The 25,574-nt window shown below is 65.2% G+C and carries 22 protein-coding genes; 5 read left to right on the top strand and 17 right to left on the bottom strand.

Annotated features, from left to right (window positions below):
* Nucleotides 1–9: 9 nt before the first annotated feature.
* The 4 genes from ACU0B3_RS13585 to ACU0B3_RS13570 all read right to left on the bottom strand — a co-directional run bounded on the left by ACU0B3_RS13585 (nt 10) and on the right by ACU0B3_RS13570 (nt 3,086).
* Entirely contained in the window at nt 10–393 is a 384-nt protein-coding gene (locus tag ACU0B3_RS13585; RefSeq protein ID WP_446261394.1) for an NADH:ubiquinone oxidoreductase subunit NDUFA12, read from the bottom strand.
* An 80-nt stretch (nt 394–473) separates the two neighbouring features.
* Entirely contained in the window at nt 474–839 is a 366-nt protein-coding gene (locus tag ACU0B3_RS13580) for a Rid family hydrolase (RefSeq protein WP_446261393.1), read from the bottom strand.
* Between the two features lie 208 nt (nt 840–1,047).
* On the bottom strand, nt 1,048–2,307 hold the full coding sequence (gene clpX / locus ACU0B3_RS13575; RefSeq protein WP_446261392.1) for an ATP-dependent Clp protease ATP-binding subunit ClpX: 1,260 nt from the start codon (nt 2,305–2,307) through the stop codon (nt 1,048–1,050).
* A 152-nt stretch (nt 2,308–2,459) separates the two neighbouring features.
* On the bottom strand, nt 2,460–3,086 hold the full coding sequence (locus ACU0B3_RS13570; RefSeq protein WP_446261391.1) for an ATP-dependent Clp protease proteolytic subunit: 627 nt from the start codon (nt 3,084–3,086) through the stop codon (nt 2,460–2,462).
* A 185-nt stretch (nt 3,087–3,271) separates the two neighbouring features.
* On the opposite strand from ACU0B3_RS13570, the gene ACU0B3_RS13565 reads away from it, so the two are divergent.
* Complete coding sequence (locus ACU0B3_RS13565) at nt 3,272–4,495, top strand: FAD-binding domain-containing protein (RefSeq protein WP_446261390.1); 1,224 nt, start codon at nt 3,272–3,274, stop codon at nt 4,493–4,495.
* 90 nt (nt 4,496–4,585) lie between these two features.
* Here the strand turns inward: ACU0B3_RS13565 and ACU0B3_RS13560 are convergent, their stop codons facing one another.
* The gene (locus tag ACU0B3_RS13560) at nt 4,586–5,179 is read right to left on the bottom strand and encodes a riboflavin synthase (protein WP_446261389.1); all 594 of its coding nucleotides are present in this window, start codon (nt 5,177–5,179) and stop codon (nt 4,586–4,588) included.
* A 98-nt stretch (nt 5,180–5,277) separates the two neighbouring features.
* Between ACU0B3_RS13560 and ACU0B3_RS13555 the strand changes: the two genes are divergently transcribed.
* The 3 genes from ACU0B3_RS13555 (at nt 5,278) to ACU0B3_RS13545 (ending at nt 10,228) form a co-directional block, all read left to right on the top strand.
* On the top strand, nt 5,278–6,567 hold the full coding sequence (locus ACU0B3_RS13555; protein ID WP_446261388.1) for a capsule biosynthesis protein: 1,290 nt from the start codon (nt 5,278–5,280) through the stop codon (nt 6,565–6,567).
* Between the two features lie 475 nt (nt 6,568–7,042).
* A complete protein-coding gene (locus ACU0B3_RS13550; protein WP_446261387.1) occupies nt 7,043–8,200 on the top strand; it encodes a polysaccharide biosynthesis/export family protein in 1,158 nt (385 codons plus the stop codon).
* A gap of 3 nt (nt 8,201–8,203) precedes the next feature.
* Nucleotides 8,204–10,228 (top strand): capsular polysaccharide biosynthesis protein, encoded by a 2,025-nt coding sequence (locus ACU0B3_RS13545; RefSeq protein ID WP_446261386.1) that lies wholly within the window; start codon nt 8,204–8,206, stop codon nt 10,226–10,228.
* Here the strand turns inward: ACU0B3_RS13545 and ribD are convergent.
* The 12 genes from ribD to ACU0B3_RS13485 form a co-directional block, all read right to left on the bottom strand.
* Nucleotides 10,225–11,295 carry a bifunctional diaminohydroxyphosphoribosylaminopyrimidine deaminase/5-amino-6-(5-phosphoribosylamino)uracil reductase RibD gene (ribD, locus tag ACU0B3_RS13540; protein WP_446261461.1) on the bottom strand — a complete coding sequence of 357 codons (1,071 nt, stop codon included), beginning with the start codon at nt 11,293–11,295 and terminating at the stop codon, nt 10,225–10,227. The two genes, ACU0B3_RS13545 and ribD, sit on opposite strands and share 4 nt — an antisense overlap.
* 20 nt (nt 11,296–11,315) lie before the next feature.
* Nucleotides 11,316–11,786, bottom strand: coding sequence for a transcriptional regulator NrdR (gene nrdR / locus ACU0B3_RS13535; protein WP_446261385.1), 471 nt, complete (start codon nt 11,784–11,786; stop codon nt 11,316–11,318).
* 141 nt (nt 11,787–11,927) lie between these two features.
* Nucleotides 11,928–12,659, bottom strand: a complete 732-nt coding sequence (locus ACU0B3_RS13530) for a hypothetical protein (RefSeq protein ID WP_446261384.1) — start codon at nt 12,657–12,659, stop codon at nt 11,928–11,930.
* A 51-nt stretch (nt 12,660–12,710) separates the two neighbouring features.
* Nucleotides 12,711–13,151 carry a secondary thiamine-phosphate synthase enzyme YjbQ gene (locus tag ACU0B3_RS13525; RefSeq protein ID WP_446261383.1) on the bottom strand — a complete coding sequence of 147 codons (441 nt, stop codon included), beginning with the start codon at nt 13,149–13,151 and terminating at the stop codon, nt 12,711–12,713.
* Between the two features lie 9 nt (nt 13,152–13,160).
* Nucleotides 13,161–13,442: an HlyU family transcriptional regulator gene (locus tag ACU0B3_RS13520; protein WP_446261382.1), complete on the bottom strand. Its 282-nt coding sequence runs from the start codon at nt 13,440–13,442 to the stop codon at nt 13,161–13,163.
* A 118-nt stretch (nt 13,443–13,560) separates the two neighbouring features.
* Nucleotides 13,561–15,546, bottom strand: coding sequence for an RNA polymerase sigma factor RpoD (rpoD, locus tag ACU0B3_RS13515; RefSeq protein ID WP_446261381.1), 1,986 nt, complete (start codon nt 15,544–15,546; stop codon nt 13,561–13,563).
* Nucleotides 15,547–15,713: 167 nt separating this feature from the next.
* Nucleotides 15,714–17,654, bottom strand: coding sequence for a DNA primase (gene dnaG / locus ACU0B3_RS13510; RefSeq protein ID WP_446261380.1), 1,941 nt, complete (start codon nt 17,652–17,654; stop codon nt 15,714–15,716).
* A 45-nt stretch (nt 17,655–17,699) separates the two neighbouring features.
* Nucleotides 17,700–18,239, bottom strand: a complete 540-nt coding sequence (locus tag ACU0B3_RS13505) for a sarcosine oxidase subunit gamma (protein ID WP_446261379.1) — start codon at nt 18,237–18,239, stop codon at nt 17,700–17,702.
* Nucleotides 18,232–21,156 (bottom strand): sarcosine oxidase subunit alpha family protein, encoded by a 2,925-nt coding sequence (locus tag ACU0B3_RS13500; RefSeq protein WP_446261378.1) that lies wholly within the window; start codon nt 21,154–21,156, stop codon nt 18,232–18,234. Before ACU0B3_RS13500 ends, ACU0B3_RS13505 begins: the two co-directional genes overlap by 8 nt.
* Nucleotides 21,146–21,421: a sarcosine oxidase subunit delta gene (locus ACU0B3_RS13495; protein WP_446261377.1), complete on the bottom strand. Its 276-nt coding sequence runs from the start codon at nt 21,419–21,421 to the stop codon at nt 21,146–21,148. Before ACU0B3_RS13495 ends, ACU0B3_RS13500 begins: the two co-directional genes overlap by 11 nt.
* A 75-nt stretch (nt 21,422–21,496) precedes the next feature.
* The gene (locus ACU0B3_RS13490) at nt 21,497–22,750 is read right to left on the bottom strand and encodes a sarcosine oxidase subunit beta family protein (protein ID WP_446261376.1); all 1,254 of its coding nucleotides are present in this window, start codon (nt 22,748–22,750) and stop codon (nt 21,497–21,499) included.
* Between the two features lie 184 nt (nt 22,751–22,934).
* Nucleotides 22,935–23,675, bottom strand: coding sequence for a YebC/PmpR family DNA-binding transcriptional regulator (locus ACU0B3_RS13485; protein ID WP_446261375.1), 741 nt, complete (start codon nt 23,673–23,675; stop codon nt 22,935–22,937).
* 117 nt (nt 23,676–23,792) lie between these two features.
* On the opposite strand from ACU0B3_RS13485, the gene ACU0B3_RS13480 reads away from it, so the two are divergent.
* Nucleotides 23,793–25,565 carry an SLC13 family permease gene (locus ACU0B3_RS13480; protein WP_446261374.1) on the top strand — a complete coding sequence of 591 codons (1,773 nt, stop codon included), beginning with the start codon at nt 23,793–23,795 and terminating at the stop codon, nt 25,563–25,565.
* The last annotated feature ends 9 nt before the right edge of the window (nt 25,566–25,574 follow it).

Raw genomic sequence — 25,574 nt, 5'->3', positions numbered from 1 at the left:
CCTCGCGGGTTACTCGGGCGACCACGCCTCGTAATCGCGCCGCTCGGCGGGCTCGGCCCGGCGGATCGAGCCCGCGGGCGCGTAGGCCAGTGCCGTGCCGGTCAGGTTTTCCTTGTGCGGCTGTTCCCAAGACTTGTGCGCCAGCGGGCGCTCGGTCGGAGGTTCCGTGAACGTGTGGTGCAGCCAGCCGTGCCAGTCGGGATCGACGCGGGACGCCTCGGTCTCGCCGTTGTACATGACCCAGCGCCGCTTGCCGTCGCGGGTCTGGTAAAAAACGTTGCCCTGGCTGTCCTCGCCCACACGGACGCCCTTGCGCGAGGTGAAGAGCGACATTCCGAGCGTCGAGCCGTGCCACCAGGTTACGGCGCGCAAAAGCGTGGTCATCAGGCCCATCGGGTCACCTCATTGATGCGTTGATCGACGTATCGCCCATTCCGGCGCGGCGGTCCAGAGGCTGCACGCGCGCTGCGCGGTCAGGTGCCGGGCAGGACGGCGGTGACTTCGATCTCGATCCGGTATTTGGGGTCGATCAGGCCGCATTCGATCATCGTCGCGGCGGGCGGGTTCGCTCCGAAGGTGCGCGCCAGGAGGTCAAAGCAGGGCTCGAACTCGTGCCGGTCGGGCAGCATGTAGGTGACCCGGACCACGTGGGCGAAATCGGTGCCGGCTTCCTGGAGCGCGGTTTCGATGATACCGAGCGCGTCGGCGCATTGCTCGAGCACCGTGTCGCCCTGCCCGACCGTCCCGGCGACATGCACCAGCCCGCCCGCGACGACGGCGCGGCAATAGCCGACCTTGACTTCGAAAGCGCCGCCGGAAGAGATGCGTTTGATGGTCATGGGTGGGGGGCTCCTGTGCTGTGAAATTGAAGTGTGGGACACGGCAGTGCCCACCTTACCAGTAAGGTGGGCACTGCCGATCATGGGTGATGCTGTCGTCGTTGGTTGGACAGTGGATGGAGAGTTGGACGGTGGATGGGTGCGAGCACCCATCCTACGGCGTGGCGCTGATGCGTAGGATGGGTGATTTCACCCATCCCTCTTCGGCTCACCCCGCGGTGGCCTTCTCGCTCTCGGCGTGGATCATCAAGGGCGCTGCGTCCGAATTGACCGCTTCCTCGTTCACGACCACCTCGGTCACGCTGTCCATGCCTGGCAGGTCGAACATCGTGTCAAGCAGGATATCCTCCAGGATCGACCGCAGGCCCCGTGCGCCCGTCTTGCGCTCGATCGCGCGCTTGGCGATCGCGCGGAGCGCCTCGTCGGTGAAGGTCAGCTCGGTGTCTTCAAGCTCGAAGAGACGCTGGTACTGCTTGACCAGCGCGTTCTTCGGCAAGGTCAGGATCGTGACCAGCGCGTCCTCGTCGAGGTCCTCGAGCGTCGCGAGCACCGGCAGACGGCCGACAAATTCCGGGATCAGGCCAAACTTCAGCAGGTCCTCCGGCTCGAGCTCCTGGAAGGTCTCGCCCACGCCCGCGTCGCTGTCGTCGCGCACATCCGCTCCAAAGCCCATCGCCGAGCCCTTGCCGCGTTGCTTGATGATCTTGTCGAGGCCGGCAAAGGCACCGCCGCAGATAAAGAGGATGTTGGTCGTGTCGACCTGCAAGAACTCCTGCTGGGGATGCTTGCGCCCGCCCTGCGGGGGAACGGAGGCGACGGTGCCCTCCATCAGCTTGAGCAAAGCCTGCTGCACGCCCTCGCCCGACACGTCGCGGGTGATCGAGGGGTTCTCGGACTTGCGCGTGATCTTGTCGACCTCGTCGATGTAGACGATGCCGCGCTGCGCGCGTTCCACGTTGTACTCGGACGCCTGCAGGAGCTTGAGAATGATGTTCTCCACATCCTCGCCCACGTAGCCCGCTTCGGTCAGCGTCGTGGCGTCCGCCATGGTGAACGGCACGTCGAGGATGCGCGCGAGCGTCTGGGCGAGCAGCGTCTTGCCGCAGCCGGTCGGGCCGATCAGCAGGATGTTGGATTTCGCCAGCTCGATGTCGTTGGTCTTTTGGGCGTGGTTCAGGCGCTTGTAGTGGTTGTGGACCGCGACGGAGAGCACGCGCTTGGCCACGGACTGGCCGATCACGTAATCGTCGAGGACCTCGCAGATTTCCTTGGGAGTCGGCACGCCTTCGGAGGATTTGAGGCCGCCGGCCTTGGTCTCTTCGCGGATGATGTCCATGCAGAGCTCGACGCATTCGTCGCAGATGAACACGGTCGGCCCTGCGATGAGTTTGCGGACCTCGTGCTGAGACTTGCCGCAGAAGCTGCAATAAAGCGTGTTCTTGCTGTCGCTGCCGGAATTCGTTGCCATGTCACACCCTCTCGGTCTTCGCGCAGCCAGTCCCGATGGCCAGCAAGACACATCCCGATTGTCCGCCTGGCGAGCAGCCTACGCGCTCGCCTTTTGCACCACAATGTCAAAATCGCGTTAATCCCGGCGGCGTTGCGCCGGGCGCACGCCTCTCAGCTTTCTGCCGCCGCGGCACGGCTTTCAACGATTTCGTCAATCAAACCAAAGTCCTTGGCCTCTTCGGCCGACATGAAGGTGTCGCGGTCGAGCGCCTTCTCGACAGCCTCGAGGGTCTGTCCAGTGTGTTTGACATAAATCTCGTTCAGCCGCTTTTTCAGGCTCAGCGTTTCCTCGGCGTGGATCATGATGTCGGTCGCCGTGCCGCGGTATCCGCCGGAGGGCTGGTGCACCATCACGCGGCTGTTCGGCAGCGACATGCGCATGCCGGGGTCCCCTGCCGCCAAAAGGAGCGAGCCCATGGACGCTGCCTGCCCGATCACAAGCGTTGCGATCTTCGGTTTGATGTACTGCATCGTGTCGTAGATCGAGAGCCCCGATGTCACCACGCCGCCGGGCGAGTTGATGTACATCGAGATCTCTTTGCTGGGGTTTTCCGCCTCGAGGTGCAAAAGCTGTGCCACCATCAGCGAGGACATCCCGTCGTGCACGGGGCCTGACAGGAACACGATGCGTTCCTTGAGCAGCCGCGAGAAGATGTCGTAGGCGCGCTCGCCGCGGCTTGTCTGCTCGACCACCATGGGGACGAGCGTGTTCATGTAGGTGTCGATGGGATCACGCATGGTGCCTGCCTTTGTCCGTTCGCGCGCCTGCCCTTTGTCGGGCGTGACCTGCGTTTGCCTCAGTCTAGGGAGGAGTCTTAGTCTCGCCCGTCCCCGGCTTCAAGGGAGGGTGGTGCGGTGACCGGCATGCGCTCCAAGCGCTCGGCGCCATTGATGGCGGCAGCCCGGGCTCTAGACCCTAGTACATGACACAGAGCACATCCTTTGACACGACGCGCGAGGCCGGCCTTGCCCGCCTCACGGAGTACCTGCCCAAGGCCGGCGCCTATGCGCGCCTGCGCAACTTTGACCTGCCCGGGCATCCTCATGTCTCGCAGCTTTCGCCCTATATCCGGCATCGGCTTGTGACGGAGGCGGAGGTGCTGAGCGCCACGCTCGACCGCTACGCGCCCTCGACGGTGGAAAAGTTCATCCATGAGGTGTTCTGGCGCACGTACTGGAAGGGCTGGATGGAGATGCGCCCGTCGGTCTGGGACATGTATCAGGTGGGCCTCAAACAGGCGTGGAATGATGTGCAGACCTCGTCTGGTTTGCGGCAGGAGTGGGAGGCGGCGTGCAAGGGCGAGACAGGCATCGCCTGTTTCGATCATTGGGCCAGGGAGCTGGCGGAGACCGGGTATCTGCACAACCACGCGCGGATGTGGTTCGCCTCGATCTGGATTTACACGTTGCGGCTGCCTTGGGAGCTGGGGACGGACTTCTTTCTGCGGCATCTCTTGGACGGCGATCCGGCGTCGAACACGCTGGGCTGGCGCTGGGTCGGCGGGCTGCACACGCCGGGCAAGACGTATCTGGCGCGGGCGGACAACATTCGCAAGTACACCGAAGGGCGGTTCGACCCGCAGGGTCAGTTGGCCGCCTTTGCCGTGCCTTTGGACGGGGCCGAGAACCCGCCGCGCGCGCCTCTGCCGGAGGGCGATGTGCTGAAGGGCGGCGTGAAGACCGGCGTGCTGCTGACTTATGAAGACTGCACGCCGAGCCATGTGTGGGAGGCGGTGCCGTTCCCGGATGCCTGCGCACGGCTCGCACCGGAGACGCAGTCGGGTATTTTACACATGGCGCCGCTTGTCGTCTCGAAGCGAGACGCCGCGCTGGATGATGCGGTCTCTCGTTGGCCGGGCAGTCCTGATGTGGATGCCCTCGAGGGGGCCGAGGGGATCGTGGCCTGGGCCAAGAGTTCGGGGCTTTCGCAGGTTGTCACGTCGTATCCGCCGGTCGGGCCTGTTGCGGATGTTGTGCGCGTTGCGGCGCGGGAGCTGGAAGGGGCAGGGGTCGCCGTGACTTGCCTGCGGCGTGACTATGACAGCCGGGCCTGGCCGCATGCGACGGCGGGGTTCTTCAAATTCAAGACGAAGATCCCGAAGCTTTTGGATGCGCTTGAAAAGCGGCAGATGTCGCTTTCGTTGTAAGCGAGAGTGGGGGCTCTGCCCCATCTCATGAAATGCGCACGCATTTTATGAGATTCCCCGGGATACTTTTAGCCAGAAGAAGTCCTGGGGTCAGCCTGCCTCGGCAAGCCGGGCGACGTAGCGTGCGAGCGTGTCGATCTCGAGGTTGATGAGGTCGCCGGTCTTGATCTCGCCCCAGGTGGTGACCTCCTTGGTGTGCGGGATAAGGTTGATGCCGAAGCGGCGACCGGAGACTTCGTTCACGGTCAGGGACGTGCCGTTGAGGGCGACGGAGCCTTTGGGGGCGATGAACTTTGCGAGCTCCTCGGGCGCCTCCATGACGATGCGGGTGCTGCCCCCTTCGTCCCGCATTTCGACCACGGGGGCGGTGCCGTCTACGTGGCCGGAGACGATGTGGCCGCCAAGCTCGTCGCCCACTTTGAGCGCGCGTTCGAGGTTGATGCGGCGTCCGGTCTGCCAGGCGTTGTGACCGATGTTCGTCATCGCGACGGTCTCTGCCGAGATGTCGACGTCGAACCAATCGGGGCCAAGGTCCACTGCGGTCAGGCATACGCCGTCGCAGGCGATCGAGGCGCCGATGTCGATGCTCGCGGTGTCGTAGGCGGTGCCGATGCGGGCGCGCAGGTCGCCCTTTTGGTGGACTTCGCGCAAGATGCCGACGTCGGTGATGATCCCGGTGAACATGTGGCTCCTTTCCGGCGGATATGGCGGCAAGCTGCCATAATTTCGCCCAGCTCGATGGGTAGGGTCGTGTCAAACGCCTTATGAGACAGAGCGCCCCGATGAGCAACGCCGCCCCTTCCCGCGTCTTCCTGTTCCTGCAGGGACCGCACGGGCCGTTCTTTCACCGGCTGGGCTTGATGCTGCGCAAGGCGCGCGCCGAGGTGTGGCGTGTTGGCTTTAATGCAGGCGATCGCGCGTTTTGGTATCACCCGGCGTCCTACATCCCCTACACCGATGCTTTGGCGGACTGGCCGGAGCGATTCCGCGCGCTGGTGGCCGAAAAGGGCGTGACGGACATCGTGCTTTACGGTGACACGCGCCCGGTGCACGCCCGCGCGGTGGAGATCGCCGAAGAGCTGGGGTTGACCATCCATGTCTTCGAAGAAGGCTACATGCGCCCCTATTGGGTGACCTACGAGCGGGGCGGGTCGAACGGGAATTCGAGGCTCATGGATATGAGCGTCGGCGACATGCAGGAGGCGCTCAAGCTGAGCGACATGGAGGCGCCTCTGCCGCCCGCGCATTGGGGGGACATGCGCCAGCACGTCTTTTATGGCGCGCTTTACCACTTTTTCGTGCTCTTTCGTAATGGAGCTTACCGCAACCTGCGCTCGCACAGGGCGATTCCGGTGACCAAGGAGTTTCAGCTTTACCTCAAAAGACTTTTGCTGATGCCGTTCCTGGCGCTCGACCGATGGGTGTCGACGCATCGCATCAGGACGGGCGGGTTTCCCTATCACCTGACGCTCTTGCAGCTCGAGCATGACAGCAGCTTTCAGCAGCACTCGAACTTCGAGACGATGACGGACTTTCTGCGCGTCGTGATCGAAGGGTTTGCCGAGGGCGCGCCGGGGCATCATCATCTGGTGATCAAGGCACATCCGCTCGAAGATGGGCGCGTGCCGGTGCGTAAAACGGTCAAGGCGCTGGCGCGGGCCTGCGGGATCCGCGACCGCGTGCATTACGTGCGGGGCGGCAAGCTGGCGGCGCTTTTGAACGATGCGCGGACGGCTGTCACGGTCAACTCGACCGCCGGGCAGCAGGTGCTCTGGCGCGGCATCCCGCTCAAAGTGTTTGGCCGCGCGGTCTATTCCAAGCCCGAGTTCGTCTCGACCCAGCCGCTGACGGAGTTCTTTGCGCAGCCCTCGCGCCCGGACAACAAGGCGTACAAGGATTACCGCCGGTTCCTCTTGGAGACGTCACAACTGCCGGGCGGGTTCTATGCCGCGCGCGGCCGGCGCCAGCTGATGCGGCAGGTGGTGGACATGATGCTGGCGGGCGAGGATCCCTACGACGGGTTTGCCTCCGGCACTGCAGCCCCACGCCAGCAGCTGCGGTTGGTAAACTAGGCTGCACCTGTTCCGGGCGGCGTCACCGCGGGGAGTTGAGCAGCCGTCAAAGGCCGCCTTGGCCCTCGACAACGATCAAGCAACATTCGCGGAGTCGATCCGCCAAACTTGTTTGATCCCGGCACCCGTCCACCCATCCGCGATCGGCGATCGGCGATCGGCGATCTGTTATCCCCGCGAAAACGACTGCGAGGCTCGCAGACAGGATCAGCGCACCGGAACACCCTTCACTGCGCCGGTATGCCTGCGAGCCGCCAGACCGAGACGGGCACCCCTCGCACCAGGCGCTTCATGGGCCTTGCGGTCAAGAAACCGGGCCACACAACCCGTGGTAAACCTGCTCGGTGAACGCGCCACTCTTGCAACAGTCTTGCCTCCAGACCTGCATTGTCCATGCCCCCGCTGGATTTTTGACCGCCACATCTTTACCGTGAAAAGAAAAAACTGAGGCAGAACTAGGTCGAGGAGACCGGCAGTGACATCCAGACCCACTCGTCTGGCGCGCTCCGTCGCGCTGTTGGCGGCAGTCGCCGTCGTTGCGTCTTGTGGACTTCCCCGCGCGGGACCGAACAAGCGTGAAATCTTTGCAGGCAGCGTGATGCAGGAGGGCGACGCCTTTGTCGTCTCGGTCAACGACCGCGTGACCCGCGCCACCGCCGTGGCGCCCGCGCTCGGCTTTACCGAGCACTTTCAGAACGCCGGCCTTCTGACGTCGGACGTGATCCGGCCCGGCGACACGCTGGGTCTGACAATCTGGGAAAACGTCGACGACGGTCTTCTGGCGGGCGAGGCATCGAACTCCACCATCCTCGAAGAGGTGCAGGTCGACAGCGCCGGCATGATCTTTGTCCCCTACGCAGGGCGCATCCGCGCGGCCGGCAACACGCCCGAGGCGATCCGCCGCGTGATCACGCGCAAGCTCGAAGACCAGACGCCGGACCCGCAGGTGCAGGTGCGCCGCGTCGCGGGCGACGGCTCGACCGTGTCGCTGGTGGGCGCCGTCGGCGGACAAGGCGTCTACGCCATCGAACGACCCACGCGCACGCTCTCGACCATGCTGGCGCAGGCCGGCGGCATCACAATCCAGCCGGAAATCGCGCAAGTCACCGTGATCCGTGGCACGATGCGCGAAAAGATCTGGTTCGAGGACCTCTACGACGACCCCGGTTTCGACATCGCCCTGCGCGGCGGTGACCGCATCCTGGTCGAGGAGGACACCCGCGCCTTTACCACGCTCGGCACCACCGGCACGCAGGCGCGCGTCCCGTTCGAGACGCAGAACATCTCTGCCGTCGAGGCCATCGCGCAGGTCGGCGGCCTTCTGGCGGCGTCGTCCGATCCGACGGGCGTCTTTGTGTTCCGCAACGAGGCAGGCGAGATATCGAACCAGGTGCTCGGACGCAGCGATCTGCAGGGCGCGCAGCGGATGATCTACGTGCTCGACCTGACGCGGCCGAACGGGCTGTTCCTGGCGCGCGACTTCCTGATCCGCGACGGAGACACGGTCTACGTGACCGAGGCGCCGTTCTCGCAATTCTCGCGGGTGCTGACAGCCGTGACCGGCACGCTCGGCGCCGTGGCCACGACCACGACCACCGTCGAAGGGCTCTCGACCACGCTCGAGGGCGGCTGACACATGACGTCGTCCTCGGACGGCTCCAAACCCGCCGCCCCCCCGCGGCGGGTTTTTGCATTCAACGGCGGTTTTTTCACCCAGCGCCGCGTCAGGCGCATCATGGCAGCCGCCGGGCATCCGGTGCGGTTTGGCTTGCCCCGCGCCGAAGACGCCGTGGCGGTATGGGGCAACTCCCCCACCGCCCACCGGGGCGAGGCCATCGCCGCCCGCCGTGGCGCCGCGCTGATGCGGGTGGAGGACGCCTTCCTCCGATCAGTCCATCCCGGCCGCGCAGGCGCACCGCCCCTTGGTCTGCTTATCGACCACAGCGGCGTGCATTTCGACCAACGCGTGCCGTCGGACCTCGAAAAGCTCCTGGCCTCCCACCCGCTTGACGACGCGCAGCTCCTGCAGCGCGCCCGCGACGGGATGGCCCGGCTCAAGGAGCTTTCCTTGAGCAAATACAATGCCTTCCTGCCAGACGCCCAAGTGCCGGACCCCGGCTACGTACTTGTCGTCGACCAAACGCGCGGCGACGCGTCAGTAACGGCCTCCAAGGGCAACCGCGCGCTTTTTCAGGAGATGCTCGTCTTTGCGCAGGAAGAGCACCCCGGAGCCCAAGTCCTGATCAAAACCCACCCCGAGACCGCCGCCGGACACCGGGCGGGCTACTACACCGAAGCCGACGCCTCGGCTCGCGTTGCGCTTTTTTCGGCCCCCGTCTGCCCGCACGCTCTGCTCGAAGGCGCCGTCGGTGTCTACACGCTCTCCTCGCAATTCGGGCTCGAGGCGATCATGGCCGGCCACAAACCGCGCGTCTTTGGCCAGCCCTTCTACGCCGGCTGGGGGCTCACCGCCGATGAGACCCCCGTCCCGCGCCGCGAAAGACGGCTGACCCGGGCGCAGCTTTTCGCCGCCGCCTATATCCTCGCACCGACATGGTACGACCCGTTTCGCGCCGAGGTTTGCGACTTTGAAACCGCGGTCGACATCCTTCACGCGGAGGTTCGCCGCTGGCGCGAGGACCATCAGGGCTGGACCGCCTCAGGCATGCGCCTGTGGAAACGGCGCCCCCTGCAAAAGGTGTTCGGCCAGGACCGCGCCATGCGGTTCGACGACACGGCGCGCGCGCAAGAAAAGGCCCGCGAAGACGGGCGCCGACACATGACCTGGGCCTCCAAGCCCGCCGCGCCCGGCTCAATAAGGGTCGAGGATGGCTTCCTGCGCTCCCGCGGTCTGGGCGCCGAACTCGTCCCGCCGCTTTCGCTCGTCGCGGACGATCTCGGCATTTACTACGACCCGTCGCAGCCCTCGCGACTCGAAGACTGGATCGCCCGCCGCGCCAAACTGCGGCCCGATCAGGACAGACGGTCGGAACGCTTGCGCCGCAGCATCGTGGACGGCGGCCTGAGCAAGTACAATCTCACACGCAGCACTCCCAACCTACCGGAAGGCAGGCACATCCTCGTCCCCGGCCAAGTCGAAAACGACGCGTCGATTCTGACTGGGGCGGGCGCGGTGTGTACAAACCTCGGCCTCCTGCAGGCCGCGCGTGCGGCGCACCCGCACGCGGTCATCCTCTACAAGCCGCACCCCGATGTGGAGGCCGGCCTGCGCCCCGGCGCGATCCCAATGGATCAGGCGCAGGGCCTCGCAGACCTTGTCCTGGATCACGCCGACCCGATCGCGCTCTTGGACGAGGTGGACGAAGTCTGGACGATGACCTCCTTGCTGGGGTTCGAGGCGCTGCTGCGCGATGTCGCGGTCGTGACGCTCGGCGCGCCGTTCTACGCCGGGTGGGGCCTGACCCGCGACCTTGGCGAAACGCCGGAACGCAGGACGGCAGAGGTCTCCTTGAACGGCCTCATCCATGCGACGCTGATCGACTACCCGCGGTATTTCGACCCCGTGACCGGGAAGGCGTGTCCACCCGAAGTCGTCGTGTCGCGCCTCATCCACGGCCCGCTGCCCCGGGCTGGCGCAGGCTTGCGCCTCTTGTCAAAAGTTCAGGGAAAGGCGGCGAGCTACGCCCATTTGTGGCGCTAGCGCGCGCGCCAGACCTGCATCACGTCAGCGCCAAGCACGCGCGTCTCGGCAAGCGCAAACCGTGGCGCCTCGGAAAGGCGCTCAACGCCCATGGCCCCGAGACCGGGCTGGCCCTCCGCGCCCAGCGCGATCCCGGCGGAAAAGACGACAAGCCGGTCGACCAGCCGCGCCGACAAAAGCGACGCGGCAAGCTGCCCGCCACCCTCGCAAAAGACACGCGTTATGCCGCGCTCCGCCAGCGTAGTAAGGGCCGAAGTCATATCGACATGGCGGCCCGCCTTGGCACAGACAAAAAGCTCTACGCCCTTCGCGCGCCAATCCGCCATCCGGTGTTCTGGCGCGTCACCGGTGTGCAGAAGCCAGACCGGCAGATCGCGCGCGGTCCGTGCAAGCTGGCCCTCGGTCGGCAGATCGAGCCGCCGGGAGACCACGGTGCGCACCGGCTGCGGCATCGGTCCAAGTCCACGCACCGTCAGCGACGGATCATCCGCACGCGCCGTGCCGCCGCCCACCAGCACCAGATCATGCGCCGCCCGCATCAGGTGCACTTCGGCACGGGCCTCCGGCCCGGTGATCCACTGGCTTTCGCCCGTCGCCGTCGCGATGCGCCCGTCGAGCGAAAGGGCAAGTTTCAGTGTCACCATCGGGCGCTTACGCTCGATGCGGCTGAAGAAACCGGCGTGGTCCTCGGAAGCTTCAGCGGCGCAGACGCCCGTGACGACCTCGACCCCTGCCGCGCGCAGCTTGTCAAAGCCTGTGCCGCTGACGCGTGGATCGCTGTCGGGCATCGCGGCTACAACCCTGGCGATACCAGCTGTGATCAAAGCATCCGTGCAGGGCGACGTTTGGCCGTGGTGTGAACAAGGCTCCAGCGTGACATAGGCGGTGGCGCCCAGCGCGGCGGCGCCGGCTTGCGCAAGGGCTTCGGTCTCGGCATGGGGGCGGCCCGAAGCTTTGGTCCAGCCGCGTCCGACGACCCGCCCGTCCTTGACGATGACGCAGCCGACGGCGGGGTTTGGCCACGTCTGCCCCATGGTGCGGCGGCCCAGCGCAAGCGCCATCCGCATCCAGCGGGTGTGGTTCGCGCTCACGCCTCCGGCTTGGACGTGTCGGGGCGCAACTCGCTGACAAACTTGTCGAAATCGTCGGCGGCCTGGAAGTTCTTGTAGACGCTGGCAAAGCGCACATAGGCGACGGTGTCGATGCGCGCGAGCGATTCCATGACGATCTCGCCGATGGATTTGGAGGAGATGTCGGTCTCCCCCATCGACTCGAGCCGTCGCACGATGCCAGAGATCATCTGGTCGACGCGCTCAGGCTCGATGGGGCGTTTCTGAAGGGCGATGCGGATGGAGCGTTCAAGCTTGTCGCGGTCGAAATCCTCGCGGCGCCCGCTCGATTTGATGACCACCAGATCGCGCAGTTGAACACGCTCGTAGGTTGTGAAGCGTCCGCCACAGGCCGGGCAAAACCGCCGCCTGCGGATGGCGACGTGGTCCTCGGCGGGACGTGAATCTTTGACCTGCGTATCGACGTTACCGCAAAATGGACACCGCATATGCCCCTCGCTCCTCTGCCTTTTGGGGTTGGTCCCCAATTATCCACAGCCCTTATAGGGCCATTGGCAGAGTTTGGGTAGCCATGAAAGGCACACCCAGCATGTTGCGGCACGCTGGGTGTCTTGGGGGCGACAGTGGCGTCAGCCCATGATGAAGTCGTCGACGATGATGTAATCCTGGTCGGCAGGCCAAACGATGACATCGTCGATGACGATGTTTTGCCCACCCGAGAAAGGCAGAACGATGACGTCGTCGATGATGATGTCCTGGTCTGCGGACACCGGCAAAATGATGACATCGTCGATCACGATGTCGGCGCCCTCGCGGGCCATGATGAAGTCATCAATGATGATGAACCCCTCGGCGCGATCCGAGACGATATCTTCGATGATGATGAACTGGTCCGAGCGATCGTCGATGATGTCTTCGATGATGATGAAGTCTTTGGCGCGATCCGCGATGACATCGTCGATGATGATGAAGCCCGCCGGACCGTTGCCGCCCGCGCCCGCCATGTCATCGATGATGTCGTCGATGATGATGTAGTCCTTGGACCGGTCGGCGATGATATCGTCGATGATAATGTAGCCTTGCGGGCTCGGCTCGACCGTGACGGTGGCCTTGGACCCTTCGCGCGCCATGATGAAGTCTTCGATGATGATATAGCCCGCGGTGTCGCCGCCGGAGGTCACCATATAGTCGATGATATCCTCGATGATGATGAAGTCGCTTTTGCGGCCCATCACGAAGTCTTCGATGATGACGTAACCTTGCGCGTCACCTGCGGTGCCAAAATCGAACGTGTCGCCTTTGGCGCGGTCATCGATGATGTCGTCGATGATGATGTAATCGCCGTCGGTCTTTCTGGACATGGTCTACCCCTTACTCTCTCGCGCGGACCATGCAGGGCGGATGCCCCTGCGTCAATCCGCCGTGCTGGAAACAAACTGTGCGGCAATGCGGCGGAAATGTGGCGCGTCGCGGTGCTCGAAAAGGTAGATGCCCTGCCAGGTGCCGAGCGTCATGCGCCCGCGCAAGACAGGGATCGAAAGGCTGACGGGCAGCACGGATGCCTTGATATGCGCGGGCATATCGTCCGGCCCTTCGAGCGTGTGGCGCAGGTAGGTGAACGACGGATCGGTGGCCGGCGGGACAAAGCGCTGGAGCCAGGCAAGCAGGTCGCGCTGCACGTCCGGGTCGGCGTTCTCCTGGATCAGGAGCGAGCAGGACGTGTGCCGAACAAAGAGCGTAAGGACGCCGTCCCGTTTCGGCAGACGGGCGGCGACGTCGGAGGTGATCTCGTAGAGGCCCTGCCCGCGTGTCGAAACGGTGATCTCTCCGTGGGGTGCAAAGGGCTGCGTCACGGCGTTTGCTCAGGTCCGAAAGAGCGTGTCGCCCAGCTGGTCGATCATCAGCTCCGCCTTGCCCTTGGAGGCGGCCTTGGCCTGGTCCGCATCGTCAAAGAGGTCGGCGCGGATCAGGCTGTGCGACTTGGCCTCGCCGGCGATTTCCTTGTCGATGCGCGCGCCGACGCGCCACTTGCCGCCATCGCGCACAGGATCGGGCGTGATCGTGTAGCCTTTGTAGTCATAGCTCGCGGGCGGCTCTGCCTCGGGTTCGGACTTGCCCCCAAAGAGTTTCGACAGCAACGACATGTCGGGACCTCCGATTGACGATCAGACGTGGGGTGGATCAAACGTTGGTTAGATTAGTCGGTGGTTAGATCAGTCGGTGGTCGGTCGCCAAGCCCGAAGCGCGGCGACCGCCAATAAGTCACTGATCGAGGAAAGACCGCAGCTTCCGCGATCGCGAGGGGTGCTTGAGCTTGCGGAGCGCTTTCGCCTCGATCTGGCGGATACGCTCGCGGGTCACGCTGAATTGCTGACCCACCTCTTCGAGCGTGTGGTCGGTGTTCATGCCGATCCCGAACCGCATCCGCAGTACCCGCTCCTCGCGCGGGGTGAGCGAGGAGAGCACGCGCGTCGTTGTCTCCTTGAGGTTCTCCTGGATCGCCGAGTCGAGGGGCAGAACGGCGTTCTTGTCCTCGATGAAATCGCCGAGCTGGCTGTCTTCCTCGTCGCCGATGGGCGTCTCGAGAGAGATCGGCTCCTTGGCGATTTTCATCACCTTGCGGACCTTTTCGAGCGGCATCTGCAGCTTGTCGGCCAGCTCCTCGGGCGTCGGCTCGCGGCCGATCTCGTGGAGCATCTGACGACCGGTGCGGACCAGCTTGTTGATCGTCTCGATCATGTGGACCGGGATGCGGATCGTGCGCGCCTGGTCGGCGATCGAGCGGGTGATCGCCTGACGGATCCACCACGTTGCATAGGTGGAGAACTTGTAGCCGCGGCGATACTCGAACTTGTCGACGGCCTTCATCAGGCCGATGTTGCCTTCCTGAATGAGATCGAGGAATTGCAGGCCGCGGTTGGTGTATTTCTTGGCGATCGAGATCACGAGGCGGAGGTTCGCCTCGACCATTTCCTTCTTGGCCTGACGCGCCTCTTTCTCGCCCTTCTGGACCTGCTGGACGATGCGGCGGAATTCGCTGATGTCGAGGCCGACATACTGGCCGACCTGCGCCATGTCGGTGCGGAGCATCTCGACCTTGTCCGCCGAGCGCTCGATGAACATCTGCCAGCCGCGACCCGCCTTTTGCGACATCTCTTCGAGCCAGTTGGGATCGAGCTCGCGCCCGCGGTATTCACCCACGAACTCCTTGCGGTTGATGCGCGCCTGGTCGGCGAGTTTCACGATCGAGCTGTCGATCTGCATGATCCGGCGGTTGATGCCGTAAAGCTGGTCGATCAGCGCCTCGATGCGGTTGTTGTGCAGGTGCAGCCCGTTCACCAGCTCGACTATTTCCGAGCGCAGCGCCTGGTAGGCCGCCTCCTGCTTGTCCGAGAACGTGTCGTCCTCGTTCAGCGTGGCCGAGATGCGGTTGTCCTGCATTTCGGCGAGTTTGGTGTAATCCTCGGCGATGCGGTCGAGCGTTTCGAGCACCTGCGGCTTGAGCGCGGCCTCCATCGCGGCGAGCGACATGTTGGCCTGCTCGTCGTCGTCCTCATCGTCGTCCTTGGCAATCGGGTTGCCGTCGGCGTCGAGCTCCTGCTCCTGCGCCTTGGCGGCGGGCTGTGCGGCGCCACCGGCGGTCGGCACGACGGGTTCCTCGACCTCGCCATCCTCGCCCATCTGGCCAGAGAACGTCGTCTCGAGGTCGATCACATCGCGCAGCAAGATGTCTTCGCTCAGAAGTTCGTCGCGCCAGATGGTGATCGCCTGAAAGGTCAGCGGGCTCTCGCAGAGCCCCAGGATCATCGTGTTGCGCCCGGCCTCGATGCGCTTGGCGATGGCGATCTCGCCCTCGCGGCTGAGAAGTTCGACCGAGCCCATTTCGCGCAGGTACATGCGGACCGGGTCGTCGGTGCGGTCGAGCTTTTCGCTCTCCCCGGACGACAGCGCGACCTCTTTGTTCTGGGCGGTGGTGGCGACCTCGGTGGAGCCCTTGTCCTCTTCCTCGGCCTCCTCGTCATCCTCGGTGACCTGGATGCCCATCTCGGAGAGCATCGACATCACGTCCTCGATCTGGTCGGACGAGACCTGGTCGGGCGGCAGAACGGTGTTGAGCTGGTCGTAGGTGATGTAGCCGCGCTCGCGCGCCTCGGCGATCATCTTTTTGACCGCGGCCTGGCTCATGTCGAGCGAGATTTCGGAATCCTGGACGTCCGTCTTGCGGTCTTCAGTGTCCTTCGGGGCCATGTCGTGCTCCTTTAACAGGGCTGCGCCGCGGGGCTGCGCGGATTACAGGGCTGCGCCGCGGGGCTCCGCGGAGGCTTCTTAAGGCGAATCACTCGAATCATCCTGATTCGCAACTGATTCGGCCAGACGTATAGGGGTCAAAGGTGACAAAATCCTTCAAACCCGTGCTATTTCGACCCTTTTCCGTGGCCAATCTGATCCATCAGGGCGTCAAAGGCGGCGCGTTCGTCGCGCCTCATGCGGGCGCCGTTGGCGCCGGTGTCGTATTCGGTGGTGTCCGTTTGCCCGCTGCGCATGGCGCGGTCGCGGGCTTCGGCGGCCTGGGCGAGACGCCAGGTCAGGGTTTCGTCTACGGGGCCATCTAGGTCTTCGACGGCTTCGGCCAACTCCAGCGCGTGTCCGCGCATCGCCTCGAGCTTGGCGAGTTCTTCGGCGAGGGTGATTTGCGCGAGCTCCGCGCCATCCGCCGTGCGCAGGCAGGGCGTGACGCGGACATGGGGATTGGCCATCAGCGCGTCAACCTCCGCCGCGCCGACCTGGCCTGCGACGTCCTGGTCGAGCCTGTCCGAGCCGAGGTTTTGCAGCACGGCGTCCAGCACTGTGCGCTGCGCGGGATCACCGGGCGCGAGCGCCTCGAGCCCGCTTTCAAACCGCTCGGCCAGCGCCGGATAGCGCAGACAGATCGCGAGGATGACCGCAACGCGCGTGCGCTCGGGCGCGCCTTCGTCGGCGACCACCTGGCTCGCGCGCGTTCCTGCGACCGGTTGCACGGGCGCCTGCGCGCCGCGCCACGCACCTTTGCCGCCCTTGGGAGCGCTCCGCTGGGGGCGGAAGAGCTGCCAGCGCAAGTCCTTGATTTCCTGGCCATAGTGCTGTCGGATCGAAGGGTCCTTGATCGTTTGCAGCACCGTGCGGAGCGTTTTGTCGAGGGCAGCCTTGCGCTCGGGACTGTCGAAGACGCGGCCCTCGGTCTCCCTCCGCCAGAGGAGCTGGACCATCGGCAGCGCCGCATCCAACGTCTCCTGCACCGCCTGCGGGCCTTTGGCGCGGATCAGATCGTCGGGGTCCTGCCCCTCGGGCATAAGCGCAAAACGGAGTGACCGGCCCGCCTCTAGCAGCGGCAGCGCGAGGTCGATCACCCGGTAGGCGGCGCGCAGGCCGGCCGTGTCCCCGTCGAGCGCGATGATCGGCTCGTCCGAGATGCGCCAGAGGTGGGCCAGCTGGTGCTCGGTCACCGCCGTCCCGAGGGGCGCAACGGACGCCTCGAACCCTGCGCGCGCGAGCGCGATCACGTCCATGTAGCCTTCGGCCACGATCAGGGTCTGGCCCTTGCCCGCCGCCTCACGCGCGGGTCCGTGGTGGTAGAGCGTGCGCGATTTGTCGAAGAGCTCGGTCTCGGGCGAGTTGAGGTATTTGGCGTTGTCGCCCGGGTCCATCGCGCGCCCGCCGAAGGCGATGCAGCGTCCGCGCGGGTCGCGGATCGGGAACATGATGCGGTTTCGGAACGTGTCATAGGGCTTGCCGCCCTTTTGGCTCGGCTTGGCGAGACCGGCGGCGAGGATCAGGTCCTCCGCGATGCCCTTGCCGGTGAGGTGGTCCCAAAGGACTTGCCAGCCTTCGGGCGCAAAGCCGATGCCGAACCGCTCCGCTGCTGCGCCATCGAGCCCGCGCCCCTTGAGGTAGTCGCGTGCCGCCGCGCCCACGCCCTGCCGGAGGGAGAGGGCATAGAACTGCGCCGCCTGCTCCATCACTTCGGTCAACTGCGTGCGGCGGTCCTGCTTTTCCTTGGCCTTCGGGTCGCGGGCGGGCATCTGGAGACCTGCTTCGCCCGCAAGGATCTCGACCGCCTCCATGAAGCTCACATTCTCGGTCTCGCGCACAAAGGAGATTGCGTCCCCTTTGGCGTGGCAGCCGAAGCAGTAGTAATAGCCCTTGCGGTCGTCGACGTGGAACGAGGCCGTCTTTTCTTGGTGGAAGGGACAGGGCGCCCAGAGGTCGCCCTTGGCCTGGTTGGACTTGCGCTGGTCCCACATGACCTTGCGCCCGACGACGTCCCCGATGGAGAGGCGCGTGCGCAGTTCGTCGAGGAATCCGGGCGGCAGGCTCATGTGTGTGAGTATCGCCCGCCGCGCCCCGAGTTCAAGGATTCGGGGCTAGAGGCTGGCGCGCCCGGCAACCTTCTGCATCGCCGCTTCCAGCTCGTGCCACAGTGTCTCAGCCATCGAGCGGAAGGCGAGGATCGTAAACTCCTCCGCACCCGTCCGTGTGATCGAGGCCGCCACGTGCATCACCTCCCCGCGGGTCGTCGCACCTTCGGGGAAGGCCGCTACGCGCAGGTCGATGGGGACAAGCCGGGCCAGCACGTCCTCGGCGCCTGCTCCAGACAGCGTCACCGCCACCCAACCATCCGATTGGTCGGTCACGGCGGCGTGCTCGGAGACCGCGTCGGCAACGGTCTCTCCAGTCACCAGAAAGCCATCTTTACCAAACCAGATGATACTGCCTTTTCCGTGGTTTACGCTCTTGAGCGGCGCTGGCAGCGACTGGCCCAGCGCGTCTCCGACAGCGCCCGCCTTTCCCTTAAAAGGCAGGACAAGCGTCAGCGGGCCAAGGTCCACCTCCGCCAGCGTCACATCACCGATGCTCACGGGGTCCTGTCCCGCGAGGGGGCTGAGGGGGGTCAGGTCAATCACGCAAACGCCCTCCTTCGGGGTCAAAGGCCACGGGCGCAACCACCTCGCAGACAAAGGTCTGGCCGCGCACATGGTCGACCAGCTTGACCTTTTCGCCCATCCGGTCAGGCCCGCGCTTGAGGAAGGCCAGCGCCCGGCTCTCGCCCAGCGCCGGGCAGTACGCGACCGAGGTGACGTACCCCTGATCGTTCTTGCGGACCGACTCGGCGCCCTCGTCAAAGAGATGCGCCCCACCGACCATCGGCATCTCGCTGCCATCGACGCGGCGCAGCGCCACAAGCCGCTCGCGGTTTTCGTCCTTCAGGCCGGGACGCTCGGACATGGTCTTGCCGACGCAGTCCTTCTTCTTGCTGACCATGCCTTGCATGCCGATGTCGAAGGCGGTTGTGCGTCCGTGGATCTCCGCATGGGTGATGAACCCCTTTTCGATGCGCAGCACGTTGAGCGCCTCCATCCCGTAGGCGCCGCCGCCGAGCTTTTCCGCCTCCGCCACCAGCGCACGGAAGAGCGCATCGCCATAGCGTCCCGGCAGCGCGATCTCGTAGGCGTGCTCCCCTGAGAAGGAGATGCGGAAAAGCCGGCCTGCGATGCCCGCCACCGACACCGGCCCGCACCCCATAAAGGGCAGGTCCACCGGCGCGTCACAGATCGCATCGAGGAGCGCGCGCGCTTTGGGACCGGCGACGGCGAACTGCGCCCATTGCTCCGTCACGCTGGCAAACCGTACGTCGAGGTCTGGGCGCAGGCACTGCTGGACAAAATCCAGATGCTGCATCACCTGCCCCGCCGCCGCGGTGGTCGTCGTCATCACGTAGTGGTTCGGACCCAGCCGCGCGGTCGTGCCGTCATCCATGACATGGCCATCCTCGCGGAGCATCAGCCCGTAGCGCACACGCCCCTCTTTGAGGGTCGAGAACATGCCGGTGTAGACGAAGTCGAGAAATTCGGCGGCGTCCGGTCCCTGGATGTCGATCTTCCCCAGTGTCGACACATCACAGACGCCGACGCTCTCGCGCACCATCGCCGCCTCGCGGTCGCAGGCCTCGCGCCAGGTCGTCTCGCCCTCCTTGGGAAAGTAAGACGGGCGATACCAAAGCCCCGCCTCCATCATCGGCGCGCCCATTTCGACGCTTGCCTTGTGCGAGGTGGTAAAGCGCTCGGGCGCAAAGCCCTTGCCCTCGGCACCTGCGCCCATCGCCGCGATCGGCACCGGCACAAAGGGCGGGCGGAACGTGGTCGTCCCCGCCTCGCTCACCGTGCGCCCGGTCGCATCCGCGAGGATCGCCAGCGCCGGGATGCTCGACCCCTTGCCCTGATCCGTGGCCATACCTTGCGTCGTGTAACGCTTCATATGCTCGACGGAGGCAAAATTCTCCTTGGCCGCCTGCCGGATGTCCTTGACCGTCACATCGTTCTGGAAATCGAGCCAGGCGCGGCCTTTGCCCTCGACCGTCCAAAGCGGGCTGACATCGTAGGTGCCGTCCTCAGCTTTCGGCAGCGCGCTGGCTTTGGCGGTCAGACCAAGCGCCTCGCATGCCTCCGACGCGACCTTTGCACCATCCGTCAGACAGCCCGCGGTCGAGAACACCCCACGCGCCGCACCTGCCGGGTGCAGCCCCGGCACCGCGCCCTCGGGCGGCATGAAGGCCGCGATGCGCTCATCCCATACCGGGCGCCCGCCCATGTGGCACGTCAGGTGCACACCCGGGTTCCAACCGCCGCTCACGGCCAGGCACTCCGCCGGCACGCGGACCGAGCCGTTTGGCCGGCGCACCACAACCTCGCGCAAGCCGCGCCGCCCTTCGGCGCCGGCAACCACTGCCCCTTCGTAGACGCGCGCGCCCACGTCCTCGGCCTGCCCCTCGCGGCTGTCGACGACGCAAGTGACTTCCACCCCTGCGGCGATCAGGTCGCGCGCGGTGCGGTAAATCCCAGCGTTGTTGCCAAAGACGGCGACGCGCTTGCCCGGCGCCACGGCGTATCGGTTGACGTAGGAGCGCACGGCGCCCGCCACCATCACCCCCGGCCGGTCGTTGTTTGCAAAGGCGATCTGCCGCTCGATCGCGCCGCCGGCCAGCACAGCCTGCTGCGCCACGATCCGCCAGAAACACGCCTTGGGCGCTGCCTCCTGCAGCGGCACATGTTCCGACACACGCTCGAGCGCGCCGTAGGTGCCCTGATCGTAGGCGCCTGTCACCGTCGTGCGCGTCATCAGCCGCACGTTTGGCATGGACCGCAGCTCCGCCAGCACACCGTCGACCCACTCCGAGCCGGACGTGCCGCCCACCTCTTCCCGCTCCGAGAGCAGCCGCCCGCCCATGCGCGTATCTTCATCGGCGAGGATCACATCGGCCCCGGCGCGTGCCGCTGTCAAAGCCGCCATCAGCCCCGTCGGCCCGGCCCCGATCACAAGCAGATCGCAAAAGGCGTAAGCCTTCTCATAAACCGCCTCGCTCGGCTTGCCCGACAGCGCGCCGAGACCTGCCGCCCGACGGATGAACGGCTCGTAGACCTTCTCCCAAAACGACTTCGGCCACATGAACGTCTTGTAATAGAACCCCGCCCCGAAGAAGGGCGCCGCCAGATCGTTGACGCTCAGCACATCCATCGACAGCGACGGCCAGGCGTTCTGCGACTTGGCACTCAGCCCGTCATAAAGCTCCTGCACCGTGGCGCGCACGTTCGGCGCCGCGCTCGCGCCGCGCCCCACGGTCATCAACGCATTCGGCTCATCCGAGCCCGCCGTCACGACACCCCGCGGACGGTGGTACTTGAACGACCGCCCGACCATGCGCACGCCATTGGCAAGCAAAGCAGACGCCAGCGTGTCCCCGGCAAACCCCGAATACCCGACCCCGTCGAACGAGAACCGCAGCTTTTGCCCGCGGTCGATCAGACCGCCTGTCTCAAGCCGCATCATCAGCTCCCGCCTCTTCGGCCAGCCGCGTGCCCAGCACTTCGTGCGTCACCGTGTTGCGCGTCACCACGATCCACGCCCCGCAGCCCGCCGCGTGGCACCAAAGGTCCTCACACACACCCGCCGGGTTCTCCCGGTCGTGCACGTAGTCGTTCCACGCATCCTCACCCGCATCCGGCGCAGGCCGCTGCAAGGCGCCCGCGAACCCGCGGTAGTAGAACTCCCGGCGATCCCGCTCGCCGCAAACGGGACAGTGCAGTCTCATGGCGCGGCCTCCCCCTTATTCTTCCAAAATAAACTCAAAACGCGCCGCCGGCAGCCTGGCCCGGCATCGCAGGTGTCAGTGCAAGTTGTGCTGAGAGCCCGTGCCCTCTTCGTCCATCAGTCCGCGCCCGGTGCGGAACCGGTCCAGACGAAAGCCCTCGGCGCTCTCGTGCGGCTGGCCCGTCGCCATCAGATGCGCGAGCGCGTAGCCCGAGCCCGGCACCGCCTTGAACCCGCCATAACACCAGCCCGCGTTGATAAAGAGCCCGTCGATGGGCGACCGGTCGATGATCGGAGAGCCGTCCGGCGTCATGTCCATGATCCCGCCCCAGGACCGCAGCACGCGCGCCTCGCCGATCATCGGCATCAGCGTCATCGCCGCCTCCATCACGTGCTCCTTCATCGGCAGGTTCCCGCGCTGCGCGTAAGAGGCGTAAAAGTCGATGTCCCCGCCGAAGACCAGCCCGCCCTTGTCCGACTGGCTGATGTAAAAGTGCCCCATCCCGAAGGAGATCACATGGTCGATGCAGGGTTTGAGCCCCTCGGTCACAAAGGCCTGCAGCACCGTGCTCTCGATCGGCAGGCGCAGCCCGGCCATCGCGGCCACCTGGCTCGACCGGCCCGCGACCACCATCGCAACCTTCTTGGCCCGGATCGCCCCGCGCGAGGTCTGCACACCCGTCACCTTGCCGTTCTCGACGTCGATCCCGGTGACTTCACACTTCTGGATGAGGTCCACGCCCCGCTGGTCCGCGCCGCGCGCATACCCCCAGGCCACCGCGTCGTGGCGTGCCGTCCCGGCCCGGCGCTGCAAGAGCCCGCCATAGATCGGGAACCGCAGGTTCTCGAAGTTCAGATACGGCACTTCGGCGCGCACCTCATCGGCGCTCAAAAGCTGCGCATCGTCCCCCTGGTTGCGGATCGCGTTGCCGCGCCGGGCAAAGGCATCGCGCTGCCCATCCGAGTGGCACAGCATCAGCTGCCCGCGCTGCGAGAGCATCACGTTGTAGTTGAGATCCTGCTCCAGCCCCTCCCAAAGCTTGAGCGAATGCGAATAGAACTGCGAATTGCCCGGCAAAAAGTAGTTGGCCCGCACGATCGTCGTGTTTCGCCCGACGTTGCCGCCGCCCAGATACCCTTTCTCCAGCACCGCGATGTTCTTGATGCCGTGGTTCTTGGCCAGGTAGTAGGCGGTCGAGAGGCCATGCCCGCCACCGCCGATGATGACCACGTCATACTCGGACTTCGGCTCGGGATCGCGCCAGTGCGGCGTCCAGCCTGTGTTGCCGGTCAGCCCCTCTTTCAAAATGCGGAGCGCGGAAAAGCGCATCGTCGTCCTCCTCTGCCCGGGCACGAGTCGCCCGAAACTTCGAGGACGTTACCAACCCCTGAACACCTCTGCCCAGACGAAAAGCGTCACATCATGTCGCATCGCAGCGCTCTGCCCAAACGACGCGCGCGACGGAGCGCTCCGGCCAAACGACGCGCGCCAGACGGCGCGAGGAGTGGCCCCGTCAGAGTTGATCGAGCACCTCGTCGGACGCCTCGAAGTTCGTCGTCACCCGCTGGATGTCGTCATCATCCTCGAGTGCGTCGATCAGCTTCATCAGCTTCTGCATGCCCTCGAGGTCCAGCTCCGTGGTGGTCGTCGGCTTCCACACGAGCTTTGTCTCGTCGGACTCTCCCAAGTCGGCCTCAAGAGCGGTCGACACATCGTTGAGGTCGGTATCCGCGCACCAGATCACGTGCCCGTCCTCGGAACTTTCCACGTCCTCGGCACCCGCCTCGATCGCGGCCATCATCACGGCGTCCGCATCCCCGGCATCCGCGCCGTAGGTGACCTCGCCCTTGCGGTCGAACATGAACCCGACCGAGCCCGTCTCGCCGAGGTTTCCGCCGTTCTTGCCAAAGGTGGAGCGCACGGTGGAGGCCGTCCGGTTCACGTTGTCGGTCATCGCTTCGACGATAACGGCGACGCCGCCGGGACCGTACCCTTCGTACCGGATTTCCTTGTAATCCTCACCCTCACCGCCAATCGCCTTCTTGATAGCGCGGTCGATGTTGTCGTTCGGCATGGACTGGCCCTTGGCCACCTTGACCGCGAGGCGCAGGCGCGGGTTCTTGTCCGGGTCCGGGTCGCCCATCTTGGCGGCCACGGTGATCTCCTTGGAGAGCTTGGAAAAGAGCTTGGACCGCGCCGCGTCCTGCCGTCCCTTGCGGTGCTGGATGTTCGCCCATTTTGAGTGGCCTGCCATGGCGCGTCTCCCTCTCACTCTGCTGCTGGTGCCGCTTCTACGCAGGCAAGCCGGGCCTCGCAAGGGGAGGCGCGCCGGCCCTTGCGCCCGCGCTGCATTTGCCAACATGGTGCGCGTATGACGACTGACCAGATCATCCTCTTCACGCTCTTCGGCGCTGTCTTTGGCCTGCTTCTCTGGGGGCGGTTCCGCTATGACCTTGTGGCCTTCTCCGCGCTGGTGCTGGGCGTGATCCTTGGGGTTGTGCCGACCGAGGACGCCTTCTCCGGCTTCGGCCATCCCGCGACGGTGATCGTGGCGCTCGTGCTTGTCGTCTCCGCCGGGCTGGTGCGCTCGGGCGCGGTGTTTCTGATCACCCGGACGCTTGTGGACAGCTCTCGCTCGATGGGCGCGCATATCGCGCTGATGGGCGGGATCGGCGGCGTGCTGTCGGCCTTCATGAACAATGTCGCGGCGCTCGCGCTCCTCATGCCAGTCGACGTGCAGACTGCGCGCAAGGCGGGCCGCGCTGCAGGTCTGACGCTCATGCCCCTGTCGTTCGCGACCATCCTCGGAGGCATGGTTACGCTGATCGGCACACCCCCCAACATTATTATCGCGCAAATCCGCGCCGACAGCCTCGGCGAGCCCTTCCGGATGTTCGACTTCGCCCCAGTGGGCGGTGTCGCAGCCATCGCGGGGCTTGCCTTCGTCGCGCTGATCGGTTGGCGCTTCATCCCCCAGCGGGAAGGCGCGAGCGCCGGAGCGGAGGATCTGAAGGAGTACCTCGCCGAGCTTGTCATCCCGCAGGAGAGCAAGCTCATCGGCCAGCGTCTTTCCGAGCTCGAAGAGGCGGCCGAGAAAGCAGACGTGCAGATCGTTGGCATCAATCGCGACGGGAAGCGGCGGGCGGGCACCTCCCGCGGCGCCCTGCTGCAGGCACAGGACGCGCTGGTGGTCGAGGCGACGCCCGAGGCGCTCGATGAATTCCGCACCGCGCTCAAGCTCGATTTTGCCGACGAGAAACGCGAGGAGCTGCTCAAGGCTGAGGGCGACGGCGTGGCGCTGATCGAGGTGGTCGTGACCGACACCTCCCGCCTCTCTGGGCGCACCGCGCAAGCGGTGGGTCTCTCGTGGCGTCGTCGCACGGTGCTTTTGGGGATCGCGCGTAAGGGACGGCGGATCACGAAACAAATGCGCAAGGTGACGCTGAAACCCGGCGACATCCTCCTGCTCCTCGCCCCGCGCGAGCAGGCGGACGACGTGGTGCAATGGCTCGGCTGTTTGCCTCTGGCCGACCGGGGCCTTGCCGTGACCGAAGATACCAAGACTTGGGCTGCCATCGCCATGTTCGCAGGCGCCGTCGCGCTTGCCTCCTTCGGGCTGGTCTACCTGCCGGTCGCTCTGGGGTTGGTCGTGGTGGGCTATGTCCTGACAAAGATCCTGCCGATCACCGAAATCTACGACCACATCGAATGGCCCGTCGTGGTGCTGCTGGGCTCCATGATCCCGCTGGGCGCCGCTTTGGAGACCTCGGGCGGGACCGAGCTGATCGCCGGCGCGCTCGTGGGGCTGACCGAAGGTCTGCCGCCCTGGGCGATCCTGACCGTGCTGATGGTGGTGACGATGACGCTGTCGGATGTGCTCAACAACACCGCCACCACGATTGTCGCGGCCCCCGTCGGCATCCAGATGGCGAATTCGCTTGGCGTCTCCGCCGACCCTTTCCTGATGGCAGTGGCGGTCGCGGCCTCGGCGGCCTTCCTCACGCCGATCGGACACAAGAACAATACGCTCATCCTCGGACCCGGCGGATACCAGTTTGGCGATTACTGGCGCATGGGCTTGCCTTTGGAGCTGATCATCGTGGGCGTCTCGGTCCCGGCCATCCTGATATTTTGGGGGTTCTGAAGAGACACA

The organism is Pseudaestuariivita sp., from assembly GCF_052825805.1.
This window is presented reverse-complemented; position numbering and strand designations above follow the sequence as displayed.